We start from the raw sequence: 25,555 nt of genomic DNA, 5'->3' as shown, positions 1-25,555 counted from the left end.
GCGCTCCCTTAACGCCGTATCCGCTCAGGGTCGCGCAAATACTGTTCGCGCAAGGACTCCAGCTCGCCCGAGCTCTGCAACTCTTCAAAACCCTTGCGGAATTGCGCCAAGAGCTGCGCATCGACCTTGGGGTTGAAGGCAAAGTAGCAGCCATAGCCTGGCTTCAAGGTGTGAAAAGCATGCAGCTCCGCCACGTCATAGCCGTTGCGTTGCACTTGGTAGAGACTGGGCAGAAACAAGCCCGCCATCATGTCCAGCCGCGCCGCGTAGAGCATGCGCACCGAGATTTCACTGCGCGGCGTTGCATAGATAAATTGCTCCGCAACGCCGGCATCGCGTAGCAAGGCGGCCGAGGGTGAGCCCCGGCTAACACCAATTTGCAGCGGCGGAGCCATCGCTGAGGGATCAAATTTCAGCTCGCTGCGGCGGCGCAACTTCATCAAGACAATGTCGCAAGCGTCGAGTGGCCCGACCCACAAGTACTGCGCCTCCCGTTCAGGCGTGCGCACCGTTATATAGAGCACCGAGTTGGGTTCGGCCTGCGCCTCGCGCAAGGAGCGGGCCCAGGGCATATTCCGGCGTTTGACGGCGAACCCGGCACGCTGGGCAATGCGCTCCAGGACTTCGTTGGCCATGCCCCGATGCACGCCATTTTCCTCATATGCATACGGCGGCAGGTCCTCGCTGAAGGCATGCAGCTCAAGCGCTTGCGCCGCGCCGTTGGCCAAGCAAATGCCCAGCCCCAAAGCCAGAATTCGTGCTGCCCGACCAGAATAGAACTTGACCATGTCGGCCTCGCGATCAATAGGTCTGCCGCCATCGCCCTTCGGCAGGTTCAGGGCTTGCTGCTGTAGTTCAGCGGCAACCAGTCATAGCCCTTCTTGGCATTTGGCCGCAGTTGGCCCAGACCGGGGAAGGAGACATGGGCAACGCCCAAGTAGTAGCCTTTTTCAGCGGCTTCGGCAAACACCTTCTGGCGCTGAGGCGCGGCCGCCTTGGCATCACTGTCAAACGCAATCGTGACCGCAGGGTTGGGGAACTGCACCGCTGCCACATGGATCAGGTCGCCCAGGACGAGCAGCTTCTGGCCCTGGCTTTCGACCGCATAGACGCTGTGGCCGGGCGTGTGTCCGGGCGTGGCGATGCTGCTGATACCGGGCACCAACTGGGTCGAGCCACTGAAGGTCAGGAGCTTGCCGGCGTCTTGATAGGGCTTGAGGGTCGCCATGGCGGCCTTGAAGCCGGACTGATCCTCGGCTGCCGCCTTGGCCAGCTTCTCGCTGCTCAACCAATGGTCGGCCTCGGCCTTGTCCATGCGCAGCACGGCGTTGGGAAACGCCGGCTTGCCCTCGGGCGACACCAAGCCGCCCATATGGTCGCCGTGCAGATGGGTGATGTAGACCTCATCGATCTGCTCCGGGCTGTAGCCGGCGGCCTTCAGATTGCCCATCAAGCGGCCCAAGGTCGGGCCGAACAAGCCCGCCGCGCCGGTGTCGATCAAGACCAGCTTCGAACCCGTGTTGACCAAAAACGCATTGACCGAGGTCTCCAGCGGCAGCTTCAAATAGGCTCGCTCCAACGCCGCCTTGACCTCGCCCGGCGCGGCTTGCGTCAGCAGCTTGTCCATGGGCAGCGCCACCGTGCCGTCGCTGATAGCGGTGATCTCGAAGTCGCCGAGCAGCATCCGGTAATAGCCGGGTGCCTGGGTTTTGACTTGCGGGGCGGCGGCTTGTGCGGCCAGCGGCAACGCCGAGCTCAGTGCGACGCAAAAGGTGCTGAGGGCAAAACTGAAGGCGGCAATTCGGTTCATGGATCTTCCTTTGGCTGCTCAAAATCGGCTTTGCAGCATAGCAAGCACACCGACTTTTTGCTGGCGAGGGCCGACAATCCCGCTTGAGAACACGCCCGCCCAACTATAGACGCCATGCACAAACCCAGCTGCGCCGGACAAGACGTATCACCCAGATCCAGCTTGGCCCCGGCCCTATCAAGCCGGCCGGCCACCTTGGCCGATCTGCCCTTCTTGCTGCGATTACGGCAGCAGACTTTTCATGCCTATCTGGCCGAGGCCGGTATACCGATAGACGCAGAAAGCGACCTGGCGCGTGTGATGTTCAAGTTCGAGATCGCCGAGATCTTGCTGCACCGGGGCGAAGCCGCCGGGCTGCTGAAGATGAGCCGCAGCGAAGACACATGGCTGATCCATCAACTGCAGATCGCGCCAGAGCTGCAAGGCCAGGGTTTGGGCGCGGCGCTGCTGCTAGCTTTGCAGAACGAGGCGGCAGCGGCCGGCGTCGGGCTTGAATTGGGCGTCTTAAAGCGCAACCCGGCGCAGGCGCTGTACCGACGGCTGGGCTTTGTGGACTACGGCGAAAATGAGCTGGAATACTTGCTGCGTTGGCGCGGTGCCGGCCCCACGCCCATCCCGCCCGCCCAATCGTGACCGACCTTGATGATTGCTTTTACCCCCATGTCCGAGCCGCAAACGCCCCCCTCTTCGCCTGTGCTTGAATTCGCCAATACCCGCTGGCGCGTGCGGCGACCCAAACCCTTTGTGCTGGTGATCGAGGGCGAGGTGGGTGCCGAGGGCAAGGTCAGTGACTATCTGCACGAGCAGCTCTTGCTGCCCGAGTGGCGCGAGGCTTTTTATCAGCTGGTGGACGCTACCGGCCTGGTCGTCTGCCTGAATTTGCACACCCAACACCCGACTTACCGCGATGTGCGCGGCCGCTCCAGCAAGGGCCGGCTGAGCCAGGGCGAGTATTACCACCACGACGGCTGCTCGGGCCCGACCAAGCCGCGCTTTGTCGAGATCCGCTGCCCCGTGCAGCCTCAAACACGTGGCGTGGCGACCGCCGTGGCGCCGCATCACGCGGTGGTGGCGGCGATGGTGCAGGTCCTGCCGGCCGACTTGGCTGCCGCACCGGCACTTGCTAAGCTATTGGGAGGGCAAGACCTGAGTCCCGCCGCCATCCAGCAGATGAGCGACGCCGCGCTCGACCAGTTGCAAGGCCTGATCACACGCACGGTGCGCAAGAAGCTGAACGCCGAGGGCGCGCGCGCCTATTTCCGCCAGGTGGATCTGGCGGCCGACGCCTACTTTGAACCCTGGGCCTTGGGCGAGAGCCGCATCATCGCTAACGCCAACGCCGGTGTGACGATGCAGCACCGCCGCGCCTACCAAACGCCCCATACCGGCGGCGTCGCCAATGGCCATTTGGTCAAGCGCTGGCCCAACGAAGAGTTATTGCTGCCTGGTCAGGTGCTGGATCCCGCCTTTATTGCCGCGCTGTGCAGCGAAGAGGAAGGCGAGGACGATGCGAAGGCGGAGGCGAATGGGGGCCAAGCCTGCTACTTGCGCCCCCATTGAGCCCAGCCGAGCCGAAGCTTAGTCAGGGATAGTCAACACGCCGGCGGCAAAGCCGATCGCATCCGACGCGGCCGGCGTCGGTGCCCAGACCGGCACATTGGCCAAGGTCACGTTAACGCCGGCCGCACGCGGCGTGGTGTGCACCACCTGGCTGGCCGGCAAGGCCGTGCCGTTCTTCAGATGTGCCCACATCTGATCCATCGCGCGACCGAAGTAGACATGCAGTGGCAGCAGTCGGCTGTCGTAGCCCAGCAGCGCACCAAAGGCGATGAAGGTGTCGAAATGCTGCGCATTGGTAACCTCGTAGTAGCGGGTCTTGGACGTCGCCGCTTCGAGCACCTGGTTCTTGCCGTAATAGGCACGCGCTGCATGATTCACCGGGATCAGCGTGTCACTGCGGCCGGCCACGATGATGGTCGGCAGGCTGCGCAGCTTGGCCGTGAGTTGCACCTCGTTCATGCCGGCGATGACACGGTCGGACCAGCTCTTTTGCGTGCCGAACAAGCCCGCGCCGCTGACCGCATCCTTGCCGGTCACCAGTGAGCGCATGCACAAAGCGCCGTCAAGCGCGAAGTCGGCCGTTCCGCTGGTGGCCGAAGTGGCCAAGAAGTCCAGCTTGGCGCCGCCGACCGAATCGTTGAAGACGACGTTGACGCCGCCGGTTGGCGGCACGCCATTGCCGCTGGAGAACAGCCCTGCTTGCGTGATGGCGCTTTGAGCCACGACATCGCCGGTGGCGTTGGTGTTGGCATAGCTGAAGCCGCAGACATTGTCGCTGGGCTTGAACTTGCCATAGCTGTTGACATAGGTGACCACGATGGAATTGGTGGCGAAACGGTAGTGCGACTGCTGCAGGAAGTTGTTCTCGGCCTGCCAGCCATAAGCGTTCATCTTGGCCAAGGCTTCGTCGGCCTGATCGGCCAGGGTGGCGCCGCTGAGCAAGCCCCGCGCCTTCAGCGCCGTGCAACGGTTTTGTGCGCTGGCGGTATAGGCTGCCGGCCAGAAGGCCGCGCTCACGGACAGGCCTGCCTGGGCCGACACCGCCGCGCAAGGCTGATAAATGTTTGCAAAGGAGAAGTAGTCGATCAAAGGCTTGCTATGCGTCGCCACCGCGGCGGCTGCGCCTTGTTTGATCGTCAGGCCGGTGTTGGCGCCGGGTTGGGCATTCGGCTCGGTCACGGCCACGCCGTCGATCAAGCTTTCCGTATCTTGTTCGGCCGCCGCCAGCGCGGCACCGCCACCGTTGGACACCGAGGACGCGATCACGATGGTCTTGGCCGGTGTGATGACAACCTCTTTTTTACCCGGTTGGGCGGGGATGTCGGTGCCGTACTTCTCGTTCAAGACATAGAAAGCCAGCTTCACGGCGCGCAACGTGTCGCGGCCCCAATCCTTCTCGGGGTTCTGCTGCGAATGCGCGTGCTTGTAGGCCACCCGGTTCGGGAAGGCGGCGTTGTAGCCAATTCGCTCGGCCTCGCTCAGACCCGCATTGAAATGCGCCTTTTTACCCGCCACCGTGGCCGTGGCGATCGTGCCGTCGACTTGGATCACGTTGTCGCTGGACAGGTCATGCAGACCGTTGCCCGAGCCCTTGTCGGCATAGGCCACCGCACAACCATGCTTGAGACCCCATTCGCCGGCAGTGCCGATGGCACCGTAAACGCCGCGCGAGCCGGACGAGGTGGCGGTGACGATGCAGGGGTTCTTGACGTCAAAGCTGTTCGGCACTTGCACCATCAGCACGACGTTTTGGCGGCCCGTGCCGTCATCGGCGACGGCGATGTACTCGGTGCCGGCGACCTTGCCTTCGCCCAGCGTGTCGGCGCCATTGATGTCAATATTGGGGCCGTACAAGCGCGTGAAGCCACCGACGAGTGTGTAGTCAATCAAGGCGCGGTAATTGTTGTAAATTGCGTTGCGTCGCAACTCGGCCACGGTGGGCGTGGCCGGCACGGCAAAGGCGGGCGCCGCGCCGAGCAAGCCGGTCTTACCCAGGCCGGCGGTCAAGAGGTCGTCGCTGCTGCCGTCATAACTGGCTTGCGCCACGGTGCCGGCCACAAAGGCCGGCAGCACATTGACGACCGGCGCGGGCGGCGGTGGTGGCTCAGGGGCCGGGTCGTCGTTGCTGCTGCAGGCGCTCAGCGCCAGCAAGAGGGGCGTCAGGCCCAGCAGCGCTTTCGGGCGCAAGGGATTCTTACTTGTAAAACGGCGTGAGGTCTTCATGGCTTTGTCTCCTTTGGAATATCGTTGGCTTCGACTTCGAGGGGGCGAATGCCGGGCAGGCGCACGCCCTTGCGCCGCTTTTCATACTGCCGCGCGAATAATCGGTTAGCCTACGCAGCCATGGAAGCAGCAACAAGCCCCAAAACTACGCCAGGGTTTTCCCCAGCAGAAGCCTTTGCGAGCTTGAGCCCGCTAGGGCTGGCTTTGACACATGAGCGCGTGCTGACCTGGGTGAACCCAAGTTTTGCGGCGATGTTTGGCTTTGAGCAGCAAGATTTGATAGGCCAGAGCTTCGCTGTCTTGTTCCCCAGCGATGTGGAGTTCAGACGCATTGGCCAACGCATACAGACCGCGATGCTGGGCTGCGGCAGTTATCAAGACGAGCGCCTGATGCGCCGCCGCGATGGCCGCTTGCAGTGGTGCCGCGTGCATGGCCATGCCCGCGATATGGCTGCGCCCTTTGTCGAAGCGGCCTGGACTTTTGAGCGTGTGTTCACTCAGCAATGCGACTCCGAAGCGCTGACGCCGCGCGAGCGCGAGGTCTTGACCGCCATGGCGGCCGGGCAAACCGCCAAGGAGTCGGCCAAGCTGCTGGGCCTGTCGCCCCGCACCGTCGAAAAGCTGCGCGCCGGCCTGAGACAGCGTTATGACGTTCACAACGCCGCCGCCTTGGTGGGCCGGGTGATGGGTGCAAGCAATTCAGGCGCAGCGCAAAGCCAATCCAGTTAAACACTTGAGATAAAGCTGAAACACGTACCTTGCGCAAAGCCCGTCCAGCTAGGCGCGCCGCCGCAGACAGTACGCCAGTACGGCAAGGCGAAGCAACGCCGCTGGGCGGGCTTTTCGCAAGGCACGTCAGTAGTTACCCTAGCGCAAAGCTACGTAGAGGAAGTTCCGGTGCCAGGTCTTGCCTTTACGCCCTATATTGGGCCCTCAACTTCAATCGCGCCCTGATCGGGTGCGCCGATGCACAGTGAGCGAACTCATTCTCGAGACCCGCGGACTCAGCAAGGACTTCAAGGGCTTCACCGCCGTTGACGGGGTCAACCTGCGGGTGCAGCGCGGTGCGATCCATGCTTTGATCGGCCCCAACGGCGCCGGCAAGACCACTTGCTTCAATCTGTTGACCAAGTTTTTGGAGCCGACGCGCGGCAGCATTCATTTCAACGGCGTCGACATCACCGGCGAGAAGCCAGCCGAGATTGCACGCCGAGGCGTGATCCGCAGCTTCCAGATTTCGGCCGTGTTCCCGCATTTGACCGTGCTGGAAAACGTGCGCATCGGTTTGCAGCGCTTCACCGGCACCAGTTTTCACTTCTGGAAGGGCCTGACCGGGCTGAAGCAACTCGATGCCCGTGTGCTTGCACTGTTAGAGCTGGTTGACTTGCGGGACATGGCGACGCTGAAGGCCGGTGATCTGCCCTATGGCCGCAAGCGCGCGCTGGAGATCGCCACCACGATGGCGATGGAACCCACCTTGATGCTGCTGGATGAGCCAACGCAAGGCATGGGCCACGAGGATGTGGACCGCGTCACCGCGCTGATCAAGCGCGTCGCCGAGGGCCGCACCGTCTTGATGGTTGAACACAATATGAAGGTCGTGTCAAAAATAGCCGACCGCATCACCGTGCTCGCGCGCGGTGCCGTACTGGCCGAGGGGGATTACGCCGAAGTCTCCAGACACCCGGCCGTGCTCGAAGCCTATATGGGCAGCGAAGCGGCCGAACTCCAGGGAGCACATTGATGAGTGTTCCTGCTTTGGAGATCAGTGATCTCCACGCCTGGTACGGCGAATCCCATATCCTCCACGGCATCAATCTGTCTGTGCAAAAGGGTCAGGTCTTGACCCTGCTGGGGCGCAACGGTGCTGGCCGTACCACCACCTTGCGCGCCATCATGGGCTTGACCGGTTCGCGCAAGGGCTCCATCAAGGTGCATGGCAGCGAGACCATCGCCATGGCCACACACCGCATCGCCCATCTGGGCCTGGGCTATTGCCCGGAAGAGCGCGGCATTTTTGCCTCGCTGACGACCGAGGAGAATCTGCATCTGCCGCCGCGTTTGAGCGGGGGCCGTGCCACGCCGATGAGCGATGCGCAGATCTACCAGATGTTCCCTAACTTGGCCGAGCGCCGGCACAGCCCCGGCACGCGGCTGTCGGGCGGCGAGCAGCAAATGCTGGCGGTGGCGCGCATCCTGCGCACAGGCGCCGACATCTTGCTGCTGGACGAAATCTCCGAGGGCCTGGCTCCCGTGATCGTGCAGACCCTGGCGCGCATGATCACCACGCTCAAAGGCCAAGGCTTCACCATCGTGATGGTGGAGCAGAACTTCCGCTTTGCCGCGCCGCTGGCCGACCATTTTGTGGTGGTCGAGCATGGCGAGGTGGTGGAATCCTTCGCGGCTGCCGAGTTACCGGCCAAGCAGGCCAAGCTCGACGAGCTGCTCAGTGTTTGATTGATTGACAGACTTGCTGACTGATTTGTTCTTTGTTCGACCCAAAACCACCGTTCCAGGAGACAAGACCATGACCCCAATGTTCAAGCGCACCGCCCTCGCCTCCATCGCCGCCTTTGGCTTAGCCGGCGCGGCCCAGGCGCAGATCTCCGGCGACACCGTCAAGATCGGCTTCATCACCGATATGTCCAGCGTCTACGCCGACATCGACGGCGCCGGCGGCGTCGAGGCGATCAAGATGGCGATCGCCGATATGAAGGGCATGGCTGCCGGCAAAAAGATCGAGCTGATTTTTGCCGACCACCAGAACAAGGCCGACGTCGCCGCCAGCAAGGCGCGCGAATGGATTGACACCCAAGGTCTGGACATGCTGATCGGCGGCACCAACTCCGGTGCCAACCTGGCCATGGCCAAGATTGCGGCGGAAAAGAAGCGCCCTTTCATGGTGATTGGCGCCGGCTCGGCCCGCCTGACCAATGAAGACTGCACGCCCTACACCATCCACTATGCCTACGACACGGTGGCGCTGGCCAATGGCACCGGCGCTGCGGTGACCAAGGGTGGCGGCAAGAGCTGGTACTTCCTGACCGCCGACTATGCCTTCGGCGCCTCTCTGCAGAACGACACCGCAGCGGTTGTGGCCAAGACTGGCGGTCAAGTGTTGGGCAGCGTCAAGCACCCGCTCAATGCCAGCGATTTCTCGTCCTTCTTGCTGCAAGCGCAGGGCAGCAAGGCGCAAGTGCTGGGTCTGGCGAATGCGGGCGGCGACACCATCAACGCGATCAAAGCCGCCAATGAGTTTGGCGTCACCAAGACCATGAAGTTGGCCGGCTTGCTGATGTTCATCAATGACATCCATTCTTTGGGCCTGAAGACAACCGAAGGCATGTATCTGACCGACAGCTGGTACTGGAATCAAAGCCCCGAGGCGCGCGAATGGAGCCGCCGCTTCTTCGAGAAGATGAAGCGCATGCCATCCTCGCTGCAGGCCGCTGACTACTCGGCCGCGATGCACTATCTGAAAGCTGTCGACGCCATCAAGACCGACGATGCCGACAAGGTGATGGTCAAGATGAAGTCCACGCCTATCAACGACTTCTACGTCAAGGGCAATATCCGCAAGGAAGACGGGCGCGGCATCCATGACATGTTCCTGCTGCAGGTGAAGTCACCGAAAGAGTCCAACGAGCCTTGGGATTACTTCAAGGTCACCACCCGCATCCCGGGCGAAGAAGCCTTCACCAAGCTGGCCGATTCAAAGTGCCCACTTGTCAAGAAGTGATCGCGGAACAGTTACTTACGGTTTGAGCAGGCCCTGAACATGACGGACTTTTTCGGCATTCCCTTGCCCGCCCTGCTGGGCCAGCTCCTGCTGGGCCTGGTGAATGGCTCGTTTTACGCGATGCTGTCGCTGGGCTTGGCCGTCATTTTCGGCATGCTCAACATCATCAACTTCGCCCATGGGGCGCTGTACATGATGGGCGCCTTCTTGGCCTGGATGGGGCTGGAGTATCTGGGCCTGAACTATTGGATGATGCTCTTGCTGGCGCCGCTGGTCGTTGGAGTTTTGGGCATCTTGATCGAGCGGCTGATGCTGCAGTGGCTTTACAAGCTAGACCATATCTATGGCCTGCTGCTGACCTTCGGCATCACGCTGGTGATGGAGGGCATATTCCGCAGCTTCTACGGTGTCTCGGGCCAGCAATACCAGGTACCCGATGCGCTGCAAGGCGCCACCAATCTGGGCTTCATGATTTTGCCCAACTACCGCGCCTGGGTGGTGGTGGCCTCCATCACCGTCTGTCTGGCGGTCTGGGCTTTGATCGAGAAGACTACGCTGGGCGCCACCTTGCGCGCCGGCACCGAGAACCCCAAGCTGGTGCAAGCTTTTGGCATCAATGTGCCGCGCATGATCACGCTGACCTATGCCGGCGGCGTCGCTTTGGCAGCCTTTGCCGGCGTGCTGGCCGCGCCGATTTTGCAGGTCAGCGCGCTGATGGGCAGCAACTTGATCATCGTCGTGTTCGCGGTGGTGGTGATCGGCGGCATGGGTTCCATTCTCGGCTCAATCTTGACCGGGCTGGGCCTGGGCGTGATCGAGGGACTGACCAAGGTGTTCTACCCCGAGGCCTCAAGCACGGTGGTGTTTGTGGTGATGGCCATCGTGTTGCTGGTGCGGCCGGCCGGTCTGTTTGGCAAGGAAAAATAAACATGACCGCGCTCGTTTCGACTTCAAAAGCTTCACTCAACCCCATTTACGGCTATGCGCTGCTGTTCGGCGCCATCGCCCTGCTGCCTGCCCTGGGCGTGTATCCGATCTTCGTGATGAAGGTCTTGTGCTTCGCGTTGTTTGCCTGCGCCTTCAACTTGCTGGTCGGCTTCACGGGCCTGCTCAGCTTCGGCCATGCCGCCTTCTTGGGCACCGCAGCCTACGGCGCCGGCCATGCACTGAAGGTCTGGGGCTTCTCAGCTCCGGCCGGTTTGATTTTTGGAGCCCTGGCGGCCGGCGGCGTCGGGCTGGTCATCGGCCTGCTGGCCATTAAGCGCGCAGGCATCTACTTCTCGATGATCACGCTGGCGTTGAGCCAAATGCTGTACTTTTTCTTTCTGCAAGCCTCGTTCACCGGCGGCGAAGACGGCCTGCAGTCGGTGCCGCGCGGCAGCTTCTTAGGCCTTGATCTCAACAACGATCTAACGCTTTACTACGTCGTGCTCGGCGTCTTCATCGCGGGCTTTTGGTTGATTTACCGCACCGTGCATTCGCCTTTCGGTCAGGTGCTGACCTCGATCCGCGAGAACGAGCCACGCGCCATTTCTCTAGGCTACGACGTCGACCGTTTCAAGCTCTTGGCCTTTGTGCTGTCGGCCACATTGGCCGGCCTGGCCGGCGCCACCAAGACCTTGGTGCTGGGCTTTGCGACACTGACCGACGCGGTCTGGACCACCTCGGGCCTGGTGATTCTGATGACCCTGGTCGGCGGCATGGGCACGCTGGTCGGCCCCATGGTGGGCGCGCTGATCATCATTGCGCTGGAAAACAAGATCGGCGACCTCGGCAAAGCCTTGGCCGATCTCACCGGCGTCAACTGGTTCAACGGCTTGGGTGAATCGGTCAGCCTGGTGACCGGGCTGATCTTTATCGTTTGCGTGCTGGCCTTCCGGCGCGGCGTGGTGGGCGAGGCGATCGCCCTGTGGGATAAGGCCCGGGCTAAGCCTTAGCCACTGGGTCAGGCGCGGTACAAAGCCGTGATCGCCTCAACCAACTGGGCGGGGCCGAAGGGCTTTGCGATGAAGAGGTCGGCGCCGCAGGTTTTGGCATCGGCCTTGATCTGATCGACCGGCTTGGCGCTGATCAACACCACCTTGGGGGCGTTGGCGCCACCCACTGCCTTGATGCGCCGGCAGGCCTCGACGCCGTCGAACTGGCCCGGCATCATGATGTCCATCAACACCAGGTTGGGCGCCAAGGTGTCAATCATCGCCACCGCGCTGGGACCGTCATGCGTTTCGTGCAGCTCGAAAGCATCCGCCAGATCCAAGGTCGCATGCAGCAGGGCGCGAATCTCTTCGTTGTCATCGACGATCAGGATTTTCAGTTTCATGCGTTCGAACTCCGGTCTTGCGAAAATTCGGCAAATAGCGGCAACAGCCCTATGAGACGGCTGTCCGAGGGTACTCCAAAACTGCCCTGCTCGCCTAGCTAAAGCGCCGCCCCAAGCCGTCGAAGTAAGCCCCTAGCAACGCTGCCCTGCCCAGGCCAACAAGGGGTGGCTAAACTGCGGCCATGCCCTCGACTCGTTTTGCCTCCGGCCTCGCCCCCTATTTCAACTTAATCCGCTGGGACCGGCCCGCCGGCTGGCTGCTGCTGCTGTGGCCCACGCTGAGCGCGCTATGGATCGCCGCCGACGGCTTTCCCGGCTGGCATCTCACCATCGTATTCACGCTGGGCACTGTTCTGATGCGTTCGGCCGGCTGCTGCGTCAATGACGTCGCCGACCGCGACTTCGACAAGCATGTCAAACGCACCGCCAACCGGCCCGTCACCAGCGGCGCGGTCAGCGTCAAAGCGGCCTTGTTGCTGGGGGCAGGTCTTGCCCTGACTGCCTTTGCACTGGTGCTGACGACCAATGCGCCGACGATTCTGCTGTCCTTCGGCGCGCTCTTGGTCGCTGTTCTCTACCCCTATGCGAAACGGGTGTTTGCCATGCCGCAGGCGGTGCTGGGGGTGGCCTTCAGCTTCGGCATTCCGATGGCGTTCTCGGCGGCTTTGGGCGGCACGAGCTGGAGTTTGGCTGCCATCACCGCTGCCGTGCCGCTATCGGCCTGGGCCTTGTTACTCGCCAACTTGTTCTGGGTCTTGGCCTATGACACCGAGTACGCGATGGTGGACCGCGATGACGATGTACGCCTGGGCATCAAGACTTCGGCGCTGACCTTGGGCCGCTTCGATGTGGCGGCGGTGATGGGCTTTTACGGCGTCTACTTACTGGCTTGGGCCACACTGGGTTTGCGCTTGGGGCTTGGCCGCGTGTTCCTGCTCGGCATCTGGGTGGCGACCTTGCAGGTCATTTGGCACTTCAGGCTGATCCGCGACCGTTCGCGCGAGGGCTGCTTCAAGGCCTTCCGGGTGAATCATTGGCTGGGCTTTGCAGTCTTTGCAGGCACAGCCTTGGATCTAGCGCTGCGCTGAACAAGAAACCAAGCTTACTCGAAGGGGTAGCGCACACCCAACTGCCGCCTGATTTCGTCCATCCAGGCCAAGGTCGCTAGCGTCTCGGCATGGGGCACAACCGGACTTTCGATCAGGCCGGCGCGCGCGCAGGCTTGAGTCTCCTCGATCTCGGACTCAAAGCCGTTGAAGCGCAGCGGCGCTTGAACCTGCAGCGGCGGCTCACCGTGGCGGTGCAAGAAGGCCTGCGTGGCAGAGGAGAATTCGCCGTTCAAGCTGATGTGGCCGCGCTCGCCAAAGATACGCAAGCCGTTGTCGGCAAAGCCATCTACCGCGCAAATGAATTGCGAGCTGAGGCCGCCGGGGAAGTTCAACATGCCGCAGACGCGTTGATCGACGCCCGTCGGTGCCAGCATGCCGCTGGCCTGAATCGAGAGCGGCTCCGGGCAAGCGCCCAGCGCTTGTTGCAAGACCCAGCGCGTCATCGTCAAGTTGTAGATGCCGATGTCCAGCAAAGCGCCGCCAGCCAAGGCCGGGTCGTAGACACGGCTGCTCGGGTCAAACGGCGCGTTGAAGCAAAAACTTGATTGAATACCGCACAGGCGGCCGATGGCCTGCTCCTGCAGCCAGGTTTGCACGATCTTGTAGACGGGCAAAAAGCGCGTCCAGACCGCCTCCATCAAGAAGACTTGACGCTGCCGCGCCAGCTCGACCAAAGCCTCGGCCTGCGCCAGATTGGGCACCAGCGGCTTCTCGCACAGCACGGCCTTGTTGGCCAACAAACATTGGCGCACCAGGTCACCATGCTGGGCATGGGGCGTGGCAATGTAGACACCGTCAAGCTCGGGCTGAGCCAACAAACCGGCCAAGTCAGCCACCGCCTGCGCCGGCGCATGGCCGGGCTCGGCAGCAGCGTCGGCAAAGCCTTGAGCCCGGGCCATATCGCGCCCCAAAACCCAGCGCAACTCGGCCCCGGCAACATGAGGCAAAGCGGCGGCGAAGCGGCGAGCGATCCCGCCCGGGCCGATCACGGCCCAGCGGAAGGCACTCATGCAAATCCGCTCAAATAACCCGCCAACTCAACTGCCCTTGAGCTGCGCCTTCAGAGCTTTGCCTTCGGCACGCTTGACTCTTGTGGCGGCGCGCTGATAGACCTCTTCGGCCTTGGCACGCAGCTCCACGGCCTTGGCGAGCGCGGCTTGGTACTTCTCGATCGTGTAGGTATTCTCGGTCCCGATGTAGACGCTGCGCCCACTTGGCGTCTGGCCATAACGCGGCAACGACACGGCGAAGCTGCAATCGCGCACGCGGCTGCTGGCACGTTGCCTGACGATGGGCCCAGAGATACCAACCGGCAAGTCATTGCCCTTGTTGCCACTCGGTTTGCGCTGCAGCCTTGACGGGGCCGGCAGTTTGGCAATCCGACTCAGCAATTCCTTGGTCGCCAAAGCCAGGGCAGCAGCAGCGCCGCTACCGTCTTGCGAATGGTCGGAATAGAGTTTTGTGCCACCGTATCGCAATTGCCAACCATGTGTGCTCTGGTGGTCAATGCGCTGGATGCACTGTGGGACGGCGAATTGTTCGCCGCTAAAAATGACAATATCACGTGTTTTCATGAGATTCCTCAAAACGGCTGATGAACCCCCCTAGTTTGTAATTCTACGGCCTATTGTTCATTTTTGTGCAAGTCATAACGCGATTAATAACCGGTATATCGCGTACTAGTTCCGGAACAAACAACTCCATCACACGTAACTGAGCACCACAACGGCTGAAAACAGAGTTGCGTGACCACAACATTTGCTTGGAGGCAGGCGTGCCGGTGGCCAGCAACCACTGCTTTTCCATCTGCCGGCGCGTGTGCCCGTAACGCGCCAAACGCCGGGGCTGCAACTCGCTGCGATGCACGCGCCTATCGCTGTAGAGCAGGTCTGCAAGTGGTCTTGGGCCAAGGCCCTTCAATGCGCGCCAGGGGCCGGCCAGGGCGCTGGCATGCAAGCTGGAGCGCGCCCAGACCAAAGGCCGACCATCGACCCGCAGAATCACCTCGCGCACCAGGGTGCAGCCGCGCCGGGGCCGACCCAGAGCGTCAAGCTCACGCGCCCGCAAGGGCGCAATGCGTTGACTCAGGAGTTCGACCTCGAAGCGCTCGCCTAACTGAGCCAAGCGACGGCTCAGTGAACCGGGCGCACGTAGCCAGGCGCGCAGGCTGTTACGACTCGCAATTCCCATAGCGGAGCGGCAGACTCAGGCGCCGAACTCGTCACCCAATTCGCGGGCGCGCTGACCGGCCGCCTTAACCGCGCGCTGAATCGCCTCGGCCACGCCGTCGGCCTGCATGCTGCTCAGCGCGGCGTAGGTCGTGCCGCCCTTGGACGTCACGCGCTCGCGCAGCGTGGCCGGGCTTTCGCTGGACTGCTGCGCAAGTGCCGCAGCCCCTGCACAGGTAGCGAGCGCTAACTGGCGAGCCTGCTCAGCGCTCAGACCCAGCTCAACGCCTGCCGCCATCATCGCCTCGATGAAGTAGAAAAAGTAGGCCGGGCCGGAGCCGGATAAGGCGGTCACCGTATCCAGATCGGTTTCCCGCTCCACCCACAAGACATCGCCGGTCGGGGCCAAAATCTGCTCGACCAACACCTTGTCGGCGGCGCTGACCTCGGGGCGCGCGTAGAGGCCGGCAATGCCTTGGCCAATCAGCGCCGGCGTATTGGGCATGGCCCGCACGACCCGCGCCGCGCCGGTGGCACGCACCAGCGTCTCACTGCGTATGCCTGCCATCACCGACAGCTGCAAGGCCCGCGCCACGTAAGGTGCGCAAGGGGCGGCAGCCTCGGCAAACAACTGCGGCTTGACGGCCCACATCAGCAAATCGGCCGATGCCAGCGACGAATCCGCCGCCTCCAAGGCCTTCAAGCCAAAGTCGGCCGCTAACTTGGCGCGCTGCGGCTCATAGGGCTCGACCACGATCAATTGTTCGAGAGGATGGCCGGCCTTGAGCAGGCCGCCGATGATGGCGCTGGCCATATTGCCGCCGCCAATAAAGGCGATCACTGGCTGAGTCATAGCGGGTCCGCTTGGCGGTCAGTTCGACGCAGCGGCCGATGCCGCGACAGGCGCTTCGGCCGGTGCGACGGGGTTGCGCTGCACCACCACGCCGGGCGACAGCGAGATGTCATTGGCCACTGCGACCTTGGTGACGAAATGCCGGGTCTCACCGAAGCAGCTGGTCGGCAGGCCGACTTTCTCCTCGTAATGCAGAGTGACGCGCTTGCCCATCACCTCGGTCAACTCGGCCGCGATTGCATCATCCATGGCGGTGAACTGAAACTTCTCCACCGTCGCGCTACCGGGGATGGACACCAGCGCCAGCTCGCCCTCCCAGGTCTTGCAGATCCAGCCCTTTTTGGACAGCTTTTGAATCCAACCGGCGCGTTCACCCGAGGAGTAGCTCCAGTTCAGCGCGATATAGAAATAGCCAAAGGCCAACAGGCCGAGCAGCAGCAAGGCCAGCAAAATTCTCTTCAAGGTCATGGCTATTCAATCGGGGGAGGGACGGGGTTTCAGGGCGCCTTGGCGGCCGGAGCCGTCGAGCCGATCGGGAATTTTACAAAAGCCGCAGCCAAGGCCCGGTTGATGGCCGCCTCGGTCTGTTCCGGCGTCAGGTGATCGGACACGGTACCGGTCACAACCCCTTCCCAGACCATTTGCTTGCGCACGGCGTCAACGACGTCGATATTGAGCGTACCTTCGGTGTATTGGGACACGCTGTTCATATCGCGGTAGTAAGGCCAGGGCGCATACAGGCCGCCGCGATAGCCGTAATAACCGATGCCATAGCTGGGGCCGGGTGAGACGCGCAGCTTCTCACTCAGGCTCGCGTTGAAGTTGATCAGCAACTGGGGCGCGGCAGCGTCATAGCGCAGGCCCCGAGCCTCCAGCTCACGTTGGGCCGAGGCTTTCAGCTGGCCCGAAACAATCGTCTGGTAGCCGCTGCGGTCTGTACCCAAGGGGCTGACAAAGGCGAAGGTCTTGTATTGGCCGAAGTCGGCCGACCTGTCCATTTCCACCTGCACCTGCGGGCCGGTCGCGCAGCCACTCAGTCCAAGTCCACCAAGGCCCAGCGTTAGGGCGAAAGTAAGGCGGAGCAGGTTTTTGCAGTTCTTCATGGCGATCTCCAAGTGAGCGGTACACGCGCTGGCTGTGGCTCCCCTTTGTCAGGGGGCCGAACCAGCCGGTTTAGATATTAGCGCTTCGGCCAGCGCATCAGAAAGCGGGCCCAAGCAGCAGATAGAAGCTGCTCGGCCCATTGAAGGCGCGGCCATAGCCAAAATAGAGCGGGCCGACAAAGGTATCCGTGCCGACGAAAACAGACGCCGACCGCTTCCAGGCATCCGAATTGCTTTGAATCATGGGGCTGCCGATGCGCCCCATTTCAAGCGACAGGCCGCCATACAGCCCCTCCAACAGCTTGCCCTGAGAGAGGCGGCGGTAATACATCAGGCGGCCCAGAGTCATTTCTTGACCCAAGAGCTGGCTGGGGGCGTAACCGGACAAACGCAAGAACCCGCCCAGCTTCAAGCTGTCATAGCCGGGAATCCGCTCACCGCTCAACTTGCCGCCGCCATACAAGCCAAGGTTGAAAGTGTCCTCCCCGAAGGAGTACGCCGCAATGACGCTGCTCTCCCACTTCGAGTACGCAAAGTCGGCGCCGAGACTGGGATTGGAGTTGTACAGATTGGCGCGAAAATGCCAGCCATTGCGCGGAAACAGCACGCTGTCCAAGCGGTCCATGACCAAACTGGCCTGTACGCCGCCGGTCTTCACGCGGCTGGGCTTGGGGCCCAGCAAATCATCGCCGGTATCGAGATCCTGCCGCAGGCGGCCGCTCACCACACCCAGTCTGAACGTCCCGTACTGGTAAAAATTACGCCCGATGTCGAGGCCGACCTGCCCCGAAACGAGCGAATAAATGGCCCGCTTACGGTCGCCCTCGTAGATGGATACCAAGCGTTGGGACAGGTCCAGCGTCGGCGCGACAAACCAATTCTTGCCGGCCTCAAACGGTTGATAGAACTCGGTACGCAGCCGGTTATTGCCGCCCATGCTGATGTCGGTACGCCATTCCGCGCCCATGGTGTTGATCCAGGTCTTGCGCACCGAGGCCAAGAGATTGGCATTGGTCTCACTACCAAAATCGCTGTCAAGGGCAATACCGACGCGCAGATAGGTCGGCCCCCAAGACTTCTCCATGGCATCGATCGCCAGCACGCGACGCTCGCCATCTCTGAGGGTTCGGTAATTCACATGCTCGAAGTCGCCGGTGCCATAGAGCCGGCGCATATCGGCATCCAGCTCTTCCTGGTCGATCGGCTCCTTGACGGTCGTCTGCATCACCTTCTGTGCTTCCGCCGGATTGACTCGCTTCAGATTGACAAAGCGGATCTCGTCCACTGGCATCAGATCGGCGGGTACCGGCGCACTTTGCTTGCGGCGCAGCGCAGCATATTCTTCCGCCGGCACGGCGTAACGGCTCAACTGCTCGGCTACCTTGCGCGCCGCCGCTTCGCCGAGCGGCGAAATCTTGGGCAAATTATCAAAGTCGCCGGTCGAATAATCCCCCAGCTCCGGCGAAATCAAGATGTCACCGGGCTTCAGCGAGGCAATCGAGGCCTGCACGTTTTGCTCGGTCAAGATGCTCAACATCTGCCCGGCCACACCGAAGATGCTGCTGAGTTGCTCGCGCTTGAGCAAGGGTGTGCCAACGTTAACGGCGATCACCACATCGGCCCCCAGCTCGCGCGCTGCGGCGACCGGCAGATTGCTGGTCAGCATGCCGTCCACCAGCATCATGCCGTTGATCTCGGCCGGCGCCACCGCGCCGGGCACCGACATGCTGGCCCGCATCACATTTGCCATATCGCCTTCGCCGAACACCACCGCCTTGCCCGTCACCAGATCCGTGGCGACGGCGCGAAACTGAATCGGCAAGTCGTCAAAGCTGCGATAGCCGCGCACCTTGGAGAGCTGCCGCAACACCGTTTCCAGCTGCACGCCCGAAACCGCACCCTTGGTCAAGGAGGCCTCGGCCGAGCCCAGGCCGATTTCCGGGCCGATGTAGTTGGCATGATCATCGGCCTTGCGGCGCATCGTCATTTCCAGCCGAGGAGGCTTCTCCTTGAACAGCTTGGCGACCGTGATGTCGGCATTGACCGCGTCCATTTCATCCACGCTCATGCCGGTCGCATAGGCGCCGCCCACCAGCGCACCCATGCTGGTGCCGGTGATGCAGTGGATAGGCACATGCAGCTCTTCCAGCACCTTCAGCACGCCGGTATGCGCGGCCCCGCGCGCGCCGCCGCCGGACAGCACCAGGCAAATCTTCGGGCGTTTGACCGGCAGGGCGTCGGCCGCAACAAGCGGTGTGGCAAGCGGAGTTTCAAGCGGAACAACGGCCGCTTCGGCGGTCTGAGCGAGGGCCAAGCCCGGCGCGGCAAGCAAGGTCAGTGCTGCGGCGATGGCCAAGGGATGACGCAGGGCTGGACTCATAAAGAACAAGGCTCTAGGTTAAGGCTTGGCGGCCGAGGATGCGGCGGGTGTCGGCTCGGACTTGGCTTCGGCAATTCGAATGCGGCGCGAGAAATCGGCCGCAGTGTCGGCCGCCTGGGCGCGCCGGTTGACATGGGCCCGCGCCTGCAACTCTTCCATGCTCAGCCCGTCCGTCACCAAGCGATCTTGCTCATACAAATACTCGGGCACATGACCGCTGGCCAGCACCTTCCAGTTGAAGGGCAAGGTGTTGGGGTTGATGCGGGCATTGACCCACATATTGGTGGTGCAGTTGGTCGTCAGGCTGTTGTAGAAGGCCGGCGTTTCCTTCAACTCATTCATCTGCCTGATGTACTCCAGGAACAGGCGCCGCACGCCCTCGGGGCTGGCCTTGACCCGGTAGACAAAAACGTCCTCAGGCGGGTCCTTGCGGTAATTGGTGCGCAGCCGGATCACATCGCGCTCATCGGCCACGACGTAAAACAATTCGTACTGCCGGAAGAAGCCCTTCAGCGTCGAGTAACCCTCGCCCTTCTCGGTACGGGTTTCGATCGAAAACGCCAGATGCTGATCGTCGGCAAAAGCAAAGCTGAGAAAGACATGGGCAATATGCGGGCCCATCCAATAGGTGCTGACAACGTCCACACCCTCGAGCTTGTTCAGGTCAAAGCGCCGCTCATAGTGAGCGGGCGTGAAGTCATGCTCGCTACGGTAGTCAAAATTGCGGATGTTGTGCACGGTGACGAAATTGCCGTCGACCGTGGCAAAAGGCAAGACCGCGACCTCAGGCCGCCAATCCCTGTCGTTAGACGGCTGCAGATTGAAATACCAATACAGCTGCGCCGCAAACAGCAGCCCAAAGCCGGCCACCGCCCACCAACGCAGGCGGTGCCAGGCCGGCAGCAGTTGCGCCGTCAGGGTCAGCAAGGTGACCAGGCACAGCACCGCCAGCAAGGCATAGCGCTGAGATGCCGGCGCCGGGCCGGCAAACCAAAACGCCATCGCGCCCCAGGCGGCGCACAGCAGCAGCAGCAAGGCCAGCAAGCCGCGGCCCAGATTTTCAATGACGGTCATCGCCAGGCTCCGATGAAGAAAAGCTTCGTACCTGGCGAACCCTTGCGCCGCACTTGCAAAAAAAGCTTACTTGGCAGCTGCGCGCTCGACGTTGATGGCGATCGCTTCGGTGAAGGCAGCGCGCACTTCATCACCGACCTTCAGCTTGGAGATGTCAATGCCTTCGGGCACGGCCAGCGAGAAAGTGCGGGTAGCGCCGCGCAGCGTCGCGATGCGATCCTTCTTGTTCAAGCCTTTCAACACGGCCAGCACTTCGACAGTCCGACCGGCGGCCATGCCTGGCAGAGCGCCGGAAGCGGCAACAGCGGCGCTGCTGGACTCAACGCGCTGGCGAATGCCGGTAGGCTCAACCTTTTCCAGCTTGGCCGCTACGGCGGCCATATAGCGCACCACCAACTCGTCGCCGGCGCGCACCTGGTCAAAATTCTTGATTTCGGCCGGCACCGAGATGGTCTGGGTCTCGCCCTTAGGGCCGCGCAGCGTGGCCGTACGTGCAGCTTGGTCAACCTCGATCACGGTGGCACGAACCACCACTTCACCGGCCATCAAACGAGCACCGGGAGCGCTGGCAGCGATGCCGGCGGCGGCAACTTGCGCGTTAGCGGCAAAGGGCAGAGCCAGGGTCAATGCGCAAGCCAAAGCGATACGTGAAAGACGAGTCATTGCAAGTTCTCCAATAGGTTGACGGGTTTGAATCCAAGCTCATGGCAGCAGCGCTGCGTCCCATGAGACAGCGCATTCTAGGCATTAGCTTGTGACATATTTGGCGGGCCCGCCAAAAAACTGCTGCACTTTAATTGCGTGCGTCCTTAGGTTTATTGCCCGAGGCATAGTCATTCTTTGCGCCGGCGAAGGCCGGGCGTGGCTGGTGCGTCATGAACTCGGCCACGTCGATGGCGTCTTGATCGCTGAGCGAGCCGCCCTGACCGAGCGGCATATTGTGTTTGATGAAGCCGGCCGCCGTGTAGGTGCGCGCCAAGCCGGCACCGATGTTGTAGGACGCTTCACCCCAGACCGGCGGGAACACATAGCCACCGGCCGGGTTTTTGGTGCCGGCGCCGTCCACCGCGTGGCAGACAGCGCATTTCTCGGCATAGATCGCCTTGCCATGAGCAGCATCGGGGATCAGCTTGGTGTCAACCTTGCCCATGCCCCGCCCGGCCACCTCGGTGCCGGTAGGTACGCCGTTAGATAGCCAGCGCATATACATCAGGATGGCGTTCATTTCTTTCGAGTCAAAGGCCAGGGCCTTGCCATTCATCGAGCGCTCAAAGCAGTCATTGACCCGCTCCTGCAGCGAATTGATGCGGCCGCCGCGCGCGCGGAACTCCGGGAACACACCCCACAAGCCCACATAGGGCGCGGCCCCCGGCGTGGTGCCGGCCGCCAAATGGCAGTTGCTGCAGTTCAGGCCGTTGCCGACATGTGCGGGCAACAACTTCTGCGTGTCGGTGATCAGCGTCTTGCCCAGTTTGATCGCGTCGCCGGCCGGGCCGCTAGGGATGCTGGCCTCATCGGGGAGCTTGAAGGCCGGCGGCTGGGCGGCGGGCTGGGCGGCCGCAGTCAGCAGCAAACCCATGAACAGCGCGCTCAGTACTGGGCCGCGAAAGCGACGGGTCGAGTAAGCAGTCATGGCTAAACCCCTTTTGGCAGTGGCAGGCACAGCATAAGCGCGTTTGTTGCGCTTTGGCGGCGAATCGTAAGGGGCAAGCTTCACGGAAACCAGGTTTGAACCGCTGGCGCGCACAGGCCCAGCAGCGACAATCCGTCGCCCATTGCCAAGTCCAAGACCAAGCCAGCGCCCCCCCGTTCCCGATGAGCCAAGACGACCAGCATTTTGAGATGTGGTGGGACTGCCCCCACTGCCACGCCACCGGCCTGCTCGGCCTGACGCACCGCCACTGCCCTCATTGCGGCGCGGCGCAGGATGCCAGCCGGCGCTACTTTCCGCCCGAAGGCAAAGAGATCGAAGCCAAGCACCACCGCTACGTCGGCGCTGATTGGCAATGCGGTTACTGCGGCAGCCCCAACGCCGCCAGCGCCAAGTTCTGCATCAACTGCAGCGCGGGCCAAGATGGCAGCAAACCGGTGGCTCTGGTTCACGAAGGCGCCGGCCAAAGCAGCCCACGCCCCTTGGCTGGCAGTGGAGCCAGCGCCGGCCCTGCTGCGACAAGCTCAGCGCCGCGCGCCCGGCATTGGCCCTGGGGCTGGCTCTTGGGTGCGGTGTTGCTGGCCCTGCTGGCCAGCGCCATCACCGCTTATCTGATGACACGCGACAACGAGGTCAGCCTGGTGGCCAAGTCCTGGGAGCGCAGCATCGCCATCGAGCGGCTGAACGAGCTGCGCGACTCCGATTGGTGCGATCAAATGCCCAGCGACGCCTATGGGGTGTGGCGCTCGCGTGAGCTGCGCTCGCACCGACAAGTGGCCGATGGGCAGACCTGCAGCAACGAAAGGGTCGACAACGGCGACGGCAGCTTCCGCTACCAAAAATCATGCATCACCAACTACCGCCAAGAGCCGGTCTATGACATGCGCTGCAGCTACAAAGTGCTGCGCTGGCGCACCGATAGGCAGGCCGTGGCCAATCAACTCAGCCATCCCGAGCCCACTTGGCCGGCAGTCGATCTGCCCAGCCGTTTGTTTCAAAGCAAAAAAGTCGGCACCGAACGGCAGGGCTATCAGACCGAACGCTATATGCTGAGCCTGCAAGGGCAAAGACCGCAAGACAGCTGGACTTGTACCGTCAAACAGGAGGTTTGGGCCAAGCTGAGCGTGGGCGCGCAACTGACGCTGCCGGTGCGGCTGCTCGGCGGCGCCGCTTGCGAGCGACTGCATTGATAGCGGGCGCATAAGCTTCTAACAACTTTGTTGTTTAGAAAAAACCGCACACTCTTTACAGTGCGCGGATGCCATCAACGCCTGCATCCATATCGGCCATCTCGGCCATCAAAAGCCCTGGCCTCGCCTCGCGCGGCTGGGTTGCGCTAGCGACTGGCCTGCTCTTGGTCGAGACGCTGCTGGTGTTCGCTTGGACCCACCCGGTTCAGGAAGGCCGGCCGGCTCAAGCGTGGGCTGCGCTGCAGGCGCTCTGGATGATGGAAGTGGGCGGCGTGACGCTGGGCACGGTCGTGATGGTTGGCTTTGCGGCGCAGATCGTCGACGGCGCGATGGGCATGGCCTACGGCTTGTTGTCCACCAGCTTCTTGCTCAGCATCGGCGTGCCGCCGGCGGTCGCTTCGGCCAGCGTGCACATTGCCGAAATGGGCACCACCGGCGCCTCTGGCCTGGCGCACTGGCGTGCCGGCAATGTCAACGGGCGCCTGTGGCGCCGCCTGGTGCTGCCGGGCGCCATCGGGGCGCTGCTCGGCGCGGCCCTGCTCTCGCAAATCGACGGCAAGGCCTTGCGACCCTTTATTGATGGCTATTTGCTGCTGGCCGCCTTGTGGCTGTTGGCCCAGGCGCTGCTCAAGCACAAGGTGCCGGCAAGCGACGCCAGCCCTTCACACAAGGCCACCGGCATGGCGGCCAGTGCGGGCGGCTTTTTGGACGCGGTGGGCGGCGGCGGCTGGGGTCCGGTCGTCACCGGCAGCCTCTTGAGCCGCAGCGCCGACGCGCGCCGCATCATCGGCACCGTCTGCGCCGCCGAGTTTGTGATTGCAACCGTCACCGGCGTAGCGCTGGCCTTTGCGGTTGGCCTGATGCACTGGCAAATCATCGCCGCTCTGCTCTTGGGCGGCGTGATTGCTGCGCCGCTCGCGGCCCGCATGTGCGGCCTCTTGCCACAGCGTGCGCTGCGCATCGCCGTCGGCCTGCTTTTGCTGGGCCTGTCGCTGCGGTCGTTGTGGAAAAGTTTCGCCGCTTAGGATGCTCTGCATAACTAAGCGCGAGTGGGTGCACACGCCGCTCGGAGTTATGCAGAGCCTCCCTTAGCGTCAATACACCTCGTGAATCAGGCGGAACGGGTAGTCGGGCTCCACGTAGTCACCGCGCTTTTGGCGCTTGGGCAGTTTGACCTTTTCCTGCGGCAAGGCCTCGTGCGGGATGTTGCGCAACACATGCTGAATGACGTTGAGCCGGGCGCGGCGCTTGCAATCCGAGGGCACCACATACCAAGGTGCCCAAGAGCTATCGCTGGCCTTGAACATATCGTCACGAGCGCGCGAGTAGTCAAACCAGCGGCTATAGGACTTGAGGTCCATCTCCGTCAGCTTCCATTGCTTACGGCCGTCTTCGATGCGGTCGGTCAGGCGGCGCGTCTGCTCCTCGGGGCTGACCTCCAACCAGTACTTCAAGAGAATGACGCCGGATGACACCACCGCCTTCTCGAAAGCCGGCACCGTGTTGAGGAAATCTTGCGTCTGCTGCTCGGTGCAAAAACCCATCACCCGCTCGACGCCGGCGCGGTTGTACCAGCTGCGGTCAAAGATCACCACCTCGCCGGCCGCCGGCAGATGCTTCACATAACGCTGGATATACATCTGACTCTGCTCGCGCTCGGTCGGTGCAGGCAGCGCCACCACACGGAACACCCGCGGGCTGACCCGCTCGGTCAGCGCCTTGATGGTGCCGCCCTTGCCGGCGCCGTCGCGGCCCTCGAACAAGATGCAAACCTTCAAACCCTTGTGCTGCACCCATTGCTGCAGCACCACCAACTCGGCGTGCAGCTTTTCAAGCGCGTCGTCATAGTCGCGTGCGCCCATGGTCTTGGGTTTGTTCTCGGCTGGCGTGTCGGCCAAAGCCGCCATGGCGCTGCTGGCCAAGGCTTGATCGGCGGAGCTGTTGCCGGCAGGGTCATCGCTGGACTTGATTTTCTTCTTGCTTGCCATCTTCAACTCCTGCTGCTTTGGCTCATGGCTCAAGGGCCATGGCCACTGCTGATTCTTCAAGCCTCGGGGGCGCCCAGGCGGTCACCAAAGCGCTCACGTAGACGTTCCACCACCTGGCCCACCAGGGCGAGCGCCTGCTCGGGGCCAAGCGCCTCAATGGCCTTGGCTTGATCCGAGTAATGCAGCATCAAGAGCCCACGCAGTTTGCCAAAGGCGGCCGGCTTCTCCTTGCCGCAGACACTGATGTCACCGTGCAAGACACGCTCCAGCGCTCCCGGCGTTGCCAAGGGCAGCTCGCACATCAAAGCCAGCGTGACGATCTCTTTGTCGATCTCTTCGAAATGCATGGCCCAGCGGCCGCTGCGGTAGTCGGGTTCCAAGCTCATT

The 25,555-nt window shown here is 62.3% G+C and carries 27 protein-coding genes; 11 read left to right on the top strand and 16 right to left on the bottom strand.

Translation table 11 applies throughout. The features are described from left to right. Positions 1–8: 8 nt before the first annotated feature. On the bottom strand, positions 9–788 hold the full coding sequence (locus PRZ03_RS11620; protein WP_273600436.1) for a substrate-binding periplasmic protein: 780 nt from the start codon (positions 786–788) through the stop codon (positions 9–11). A gap of 47 nt (positions 789–835) precedes the next feature. Further along, positions 836–1,810 carry an MBL fold metallo-hydrolase gene (locus PRZ03_RS11615; protein ID WP_273600435.1) on the bottom strand — a complete coding sequence of 325 codons (975 nt, stop codon included), beginning with the start codon at positions 1,808–1,810 and terminating at the stop codon, positions 836–838. 114 nt (positions 1,811–1,924) lie between these two features. Between PRZ03_RS11615 and PRZ03_RS11610 the strand changes: the two genes are divergently transcribed. Together PRZ03_RS11610 and PRZ03_RS11605 are read left to right on the top strand one after the other, a co-directional pair. Then, complete coding sequence (locus PRZ03_RS11610; RefSeq protein WP_273600434.1) at positions 1,925–2,443, top strand: GNAT family N-acetyltransferase; 519 nt, start codon at positions 1,925–1,927, stop codon at positions 2,441–2,443. 27 nt (positions 2,444–2,470) lie between these two features. Beyond that, positions 2,471–3,370, top strand: a complete 900-nt coding sequence (locus PRZ03_RS11605) for a hypothetical protein (protein WP_273600433.1) — start codon at positions 2,471–2,473, stop codon at positions 3,368–3,370. A gap of 18 nt (positions 3,371–3,388) precedes the next feature. On the opposite strand, the gene PRZ03_RS11600 is transcribed toward PRZ03_RS11605, so the two are convergent. Further along, a complete protein-coding gene (locus PRZ03_RS11600; protein WP_273600432.1) occupies positions 3,389–5,593 on the bottom strand; it encodes a 3-hydroxybutyrate oligomer hydrolase family protein in 2,205 nt (734 codons plus the stop codon). 120 nt (positions 5,594–5,713) lie between these two features. Here PRZ03_RS11600 and PRZ03_RS11595 point away from each other — a divergent pair, with 120 nt between their 5' ends. The 6 genes from PRZ03_RS11595 to PRZ03_RS11570 all read left to right on the top strand — a co-directional run bounded on the left by PRZ03_RS11595 (position 5,714) and on the right by PRZ03_RS11570 (position 11,269). Then, positions 5,714–6,322: a helix-turn-helix transcriptional regulator gene (locus tag PRZ03_RS11595; RefSeq protein WP_263532694.1), complete on the top strand. Its 609-nt coding sequence runs from the start codon at positions 5,714–5,716 to the stop codon at positions 6,320–6,322. Positions 6,323–6,566: 244 nt separating this feature from the next. Continuing rightward, positions 6,567–7,337: an ABC transporter ATP-binding protein gene (locus tag PRZ03_RS11590; RefSeq protein ID WP_273600431.1), complete on the top strand. Its 771-nt coding sequence runs from the start codon at positions 6,567–6,569 to the stop codon at positions 7,335–7,337. Beyond that, complete coding sequence (locus tag PRZ03_RS11585; RefSeq protein WP_263532696.1) at positions 7,337–8,050, top strand: ABC transporter ATP-binding protein; 714 nt, start codon at positions 7,337–7,339, stop codon at positions 8,048–8,050. Before PRZ03_RS11590 ends, PRZ03_RS11585 begins: the two co-directional genes overlap by 1 nt. Before the next feature lie 79 nt (positions 8,051–8,129). After that, positions 8,130–9,332 (top strand): ABC transporter substrate-binding protein, encoded by a 1,203-nt coding sequence (locus tag PRZ03_RS11580; RefSeq protein ID WP_409993957.1) that lies wholly within the window; start codon positions 8,130–8,132, stop codon positions 9,330–9,332. 39 nt (positions 9,333–9,371) lie between these two features. Continuing rightward, on the top strand, positions 9,372–10,259 hold the full coding sequence (locus tag PRZ03_RS11575; protein ID WP_273600429.1) for a branched-chain amino acid ABC transporter permease: 888 nt from the start codon (positions 9,372–9,374) through the stop codon (positions 10,257–10,259). A gap of 2 nt (positions 10,260–10,261) precedes the next feature. Further along, positions 10,262–11,269 (top strand): branched-chain amino acid ABC transporter permease, encoded by a 1,008-nt coding sequence (locus PRZ03_RS11570; RefSeq protein ID WP_263532699.1) that lies wholly within the window; start codon positions 10,262–10,264, stop codon positions 11,267–11,269. Positions 11,270–11,277: 8 nt separating this feature from the next. Here the strand turns inward: PRZ03_RS11570 and PRZ03_RS11565 are convergent, their stop codons facing one another. Continuing rightward, positions 11,278–11,652, bottom strand: a complete 375-nt coding sequence (locus tag PRZ03_RS11565; RefSeq protein WP_273600428.1) for a response regulator transcription factor — start codon at positions 11,650–11,652, stop codon at positions 11,278–11,280. Between the two features lie 182 nt (positions 11,653–11,834). Between PRZ03_RS11565 and ubiA the strand changes: the two genes are divergently transcribed. Then, a complete protein-coding gene (ubiA, locus tag PRZ03_RS11560) occupies positions 11,835–12,740 on the top strand; it encodes a 4-hydroxybenzoate octaprenyltransferase (RefSeq protein WP_273600427.1) in 906 nt (301 codons plus the stop codon). Positions 12,741–12,754: 14 nt separating this feature from the next. On the opposite strand, the gene PRZ03_RS11555 is transcribed toward ubiA, so the two are convergent. From PRZ03_RS11555 to PRZ03_RS11510, 10 genes are all read right to left on the bottom strand, one after another. Next, positions 12,755–13,771, bottom strand: a complete 1,017-nt coding sequence (locus tag PRZ03_RS11555) for a Gfo/Idh/MocA family protein (RefSeq protein WP_273600426.1) — start codon at positions 13,769–13,771, stop codon at positions 12,755–12,757. Between the two features lie 27 nt (positions 13,772–13,798). Beyond that, positions 13,799–14,335, bottom strand: coding sequence for a hypothetical protein (locus PRZ03_RS11550; protein ID WP_263532703.1), 537 nt, complete (start codon positions 14,333–14,335; stop codon positions 13,799–13,801). Positions 14,336–14,378: 43 nt separating this feature from the next. After that, entirely contained in the window at positions 14,379–14,951 is a 573-nt protein-coding gene (locus PRZ03_RS11545) for a chorismate--pyruvate lyase family protein (RefSeq protein ID WP_263532704.1), read from the bottom strand. 15 nt (positions 14,952–14,966) lie between these two features. Beyond that, positions 14,967–15,782, bottom strand: coding sequence for a pyrroline-5-carboxylate reductase (gene proC, locus PRZ03_RS11540; RefSeq protein ID WP_273600425.1), 816 nt, complete (start codon positions 15,780–15,782; stop codon positions 14,967–14,969). Between the two features lie 18 nt (positions 15,783–15,800). Continuing rightward, a complete protein-coding gene (locus tag PRZ03_RS11535; RefSeq protein WP_263532706.1) occupies positions 15,801–16,250 on the bottom strand; it encodes a hypothetical protein in 450 nt (149 codons plus the stop codon). Between the two features lie 29 nt (positions 16,251–16,279). Beyond that, positions 16,280–16,885, bottom strand: coding sequence for a DUF4136 domain-containing protein (locus tag PRZ03_RS11530; protein WP_263532707.1), 606 nt, complete (start codon positions 16,883–16,885; stop codon positions 16,280–16,282). A 97-nt stretch (positions 16,886–16,982) separates the two neighbouring features. Continuing rightward, positions 16,983–19,265 carry a patatin-like phospholipase family protein gene (locus tag PRZ03_RS11525; protein ID WP_273600424.1) on the bottom strand — a complete coding sequence of 761 codons (2,283 nt, stop codon included), beginning with the start codon at positions 19,263–19,265 and terminating at the stop codon, positions 16,983–16,985. Between the two features lie 18 nt (positions 19,266–19,283). Then, positions 19,284–20,339 carry an Lnb N-terminal periplasmic domain-containing protein gene (locus PRZ03_RS11520; protein WP_273600423.1) on the bottom strand — a complete coding sequence of 352 codons (1,056 nt, stop codon included), beginning with the start codon at positions 20,337–20,339 and terminating at the stop codon, positions 19,284–19,286. 66 nt (positions 20,340–20,405) lie between these two features. Then, a complete protein-coding gene (locus tag PRZ03_RS11515; RefSeq protein ID WP_273600422.1) occupies positions 20,406–21,002 on the bottom strand; it encodes a hypothetical protein in 597 nt (198 codons plus the stop codon). A 130-nt stretch (positions 21,003–21,132) separates the two neighbouring features. Then, positions 21,133–21,972 (bottom strand): c-type cytochrome, encoded by an 840-nt coding sequence (locus PRZ03_RS11510; RefSeq protein WP_273600421.1) that lies wholly within the window; start codon positions 21,970–21,972, stop codon positions 21,133–21,135. A 182-nt stretch (positions 21,973–22,154) separates the two neighbouring features. Between PRZ03_RS11510 and PRZ03_RS11505 the strand changes: the two genes are divergently transcribed. Together PRZ03_RS11505 and PRZ03_RS11500 are read left to right on the top strand one after the other, a co-directional pair. Continuing rightward, positions 22,155–23,180, top strand: a complete 1,026-nt coding sequence (locus PRZ03_RS11505) for a hypothetical protein (RefSeq protein WP_273600420.1) — start codon at positions 22,155–22,157, stop codon at positions 23,178–23,180. A gap of 68 nt (positions 23,181–23,248) precedes the next feature. Further along, positions 23,249–24,205 carry a sulfite exporter TauE/SafE family protein gene (locus PRZ03_RS11500; protein ID WP_273600419.1) on the top strand — a complete coding sequence of 319 codons (957 nt, stop codon included), beginning with the start codon at positions 23,249–23,251 and terminating at the stop codon, positions 24,203–24,205. Positions 24,206–24,274: 69 nt separating this feature from the next. On the opposite strand, the gene ppk2 is transcribed toward PRZ03_RS11500, so the two are convergent. Together ppk2 and PRZ03_RS11490 are read right to left on the bottom strand one after the other, a co-directional pair. Then, complete coding sequence (gene ppk2 / locus PRZ03_RS11495) at positions 24,275–25,087, bottom strand: polyphosphate kinase 2 (protein WP_409993956.1); 813 nt, start codon at positions 25,085–25,087, stop codon at positions 24,275–24,277. Between the two features lie 137 nt (positions 25,088–25,224). After that, entirely contained in the window at positions 25,225–25,554 is a 330-nt protein-coding gene (locus tag PRZ03_RS11490) for a hypothetical protein (protein WP_263532714.1), read from the bottom strand. Position 25,555: the final 1 nt, after the last annotated feature.

The organism is Roseateles albus (assembly GCF_028595345.1).
Taxonomy (GTDB): Bacteria; Pseudomonadota; Gammaproteobacteria; order Burkholderiales; family Burkholderiaceae_C; genus Paucibacter_A; species Paucibacter_A albus.
This window is presented reverse-complemented; position numbering and strand designations above follow the sequence as displayed.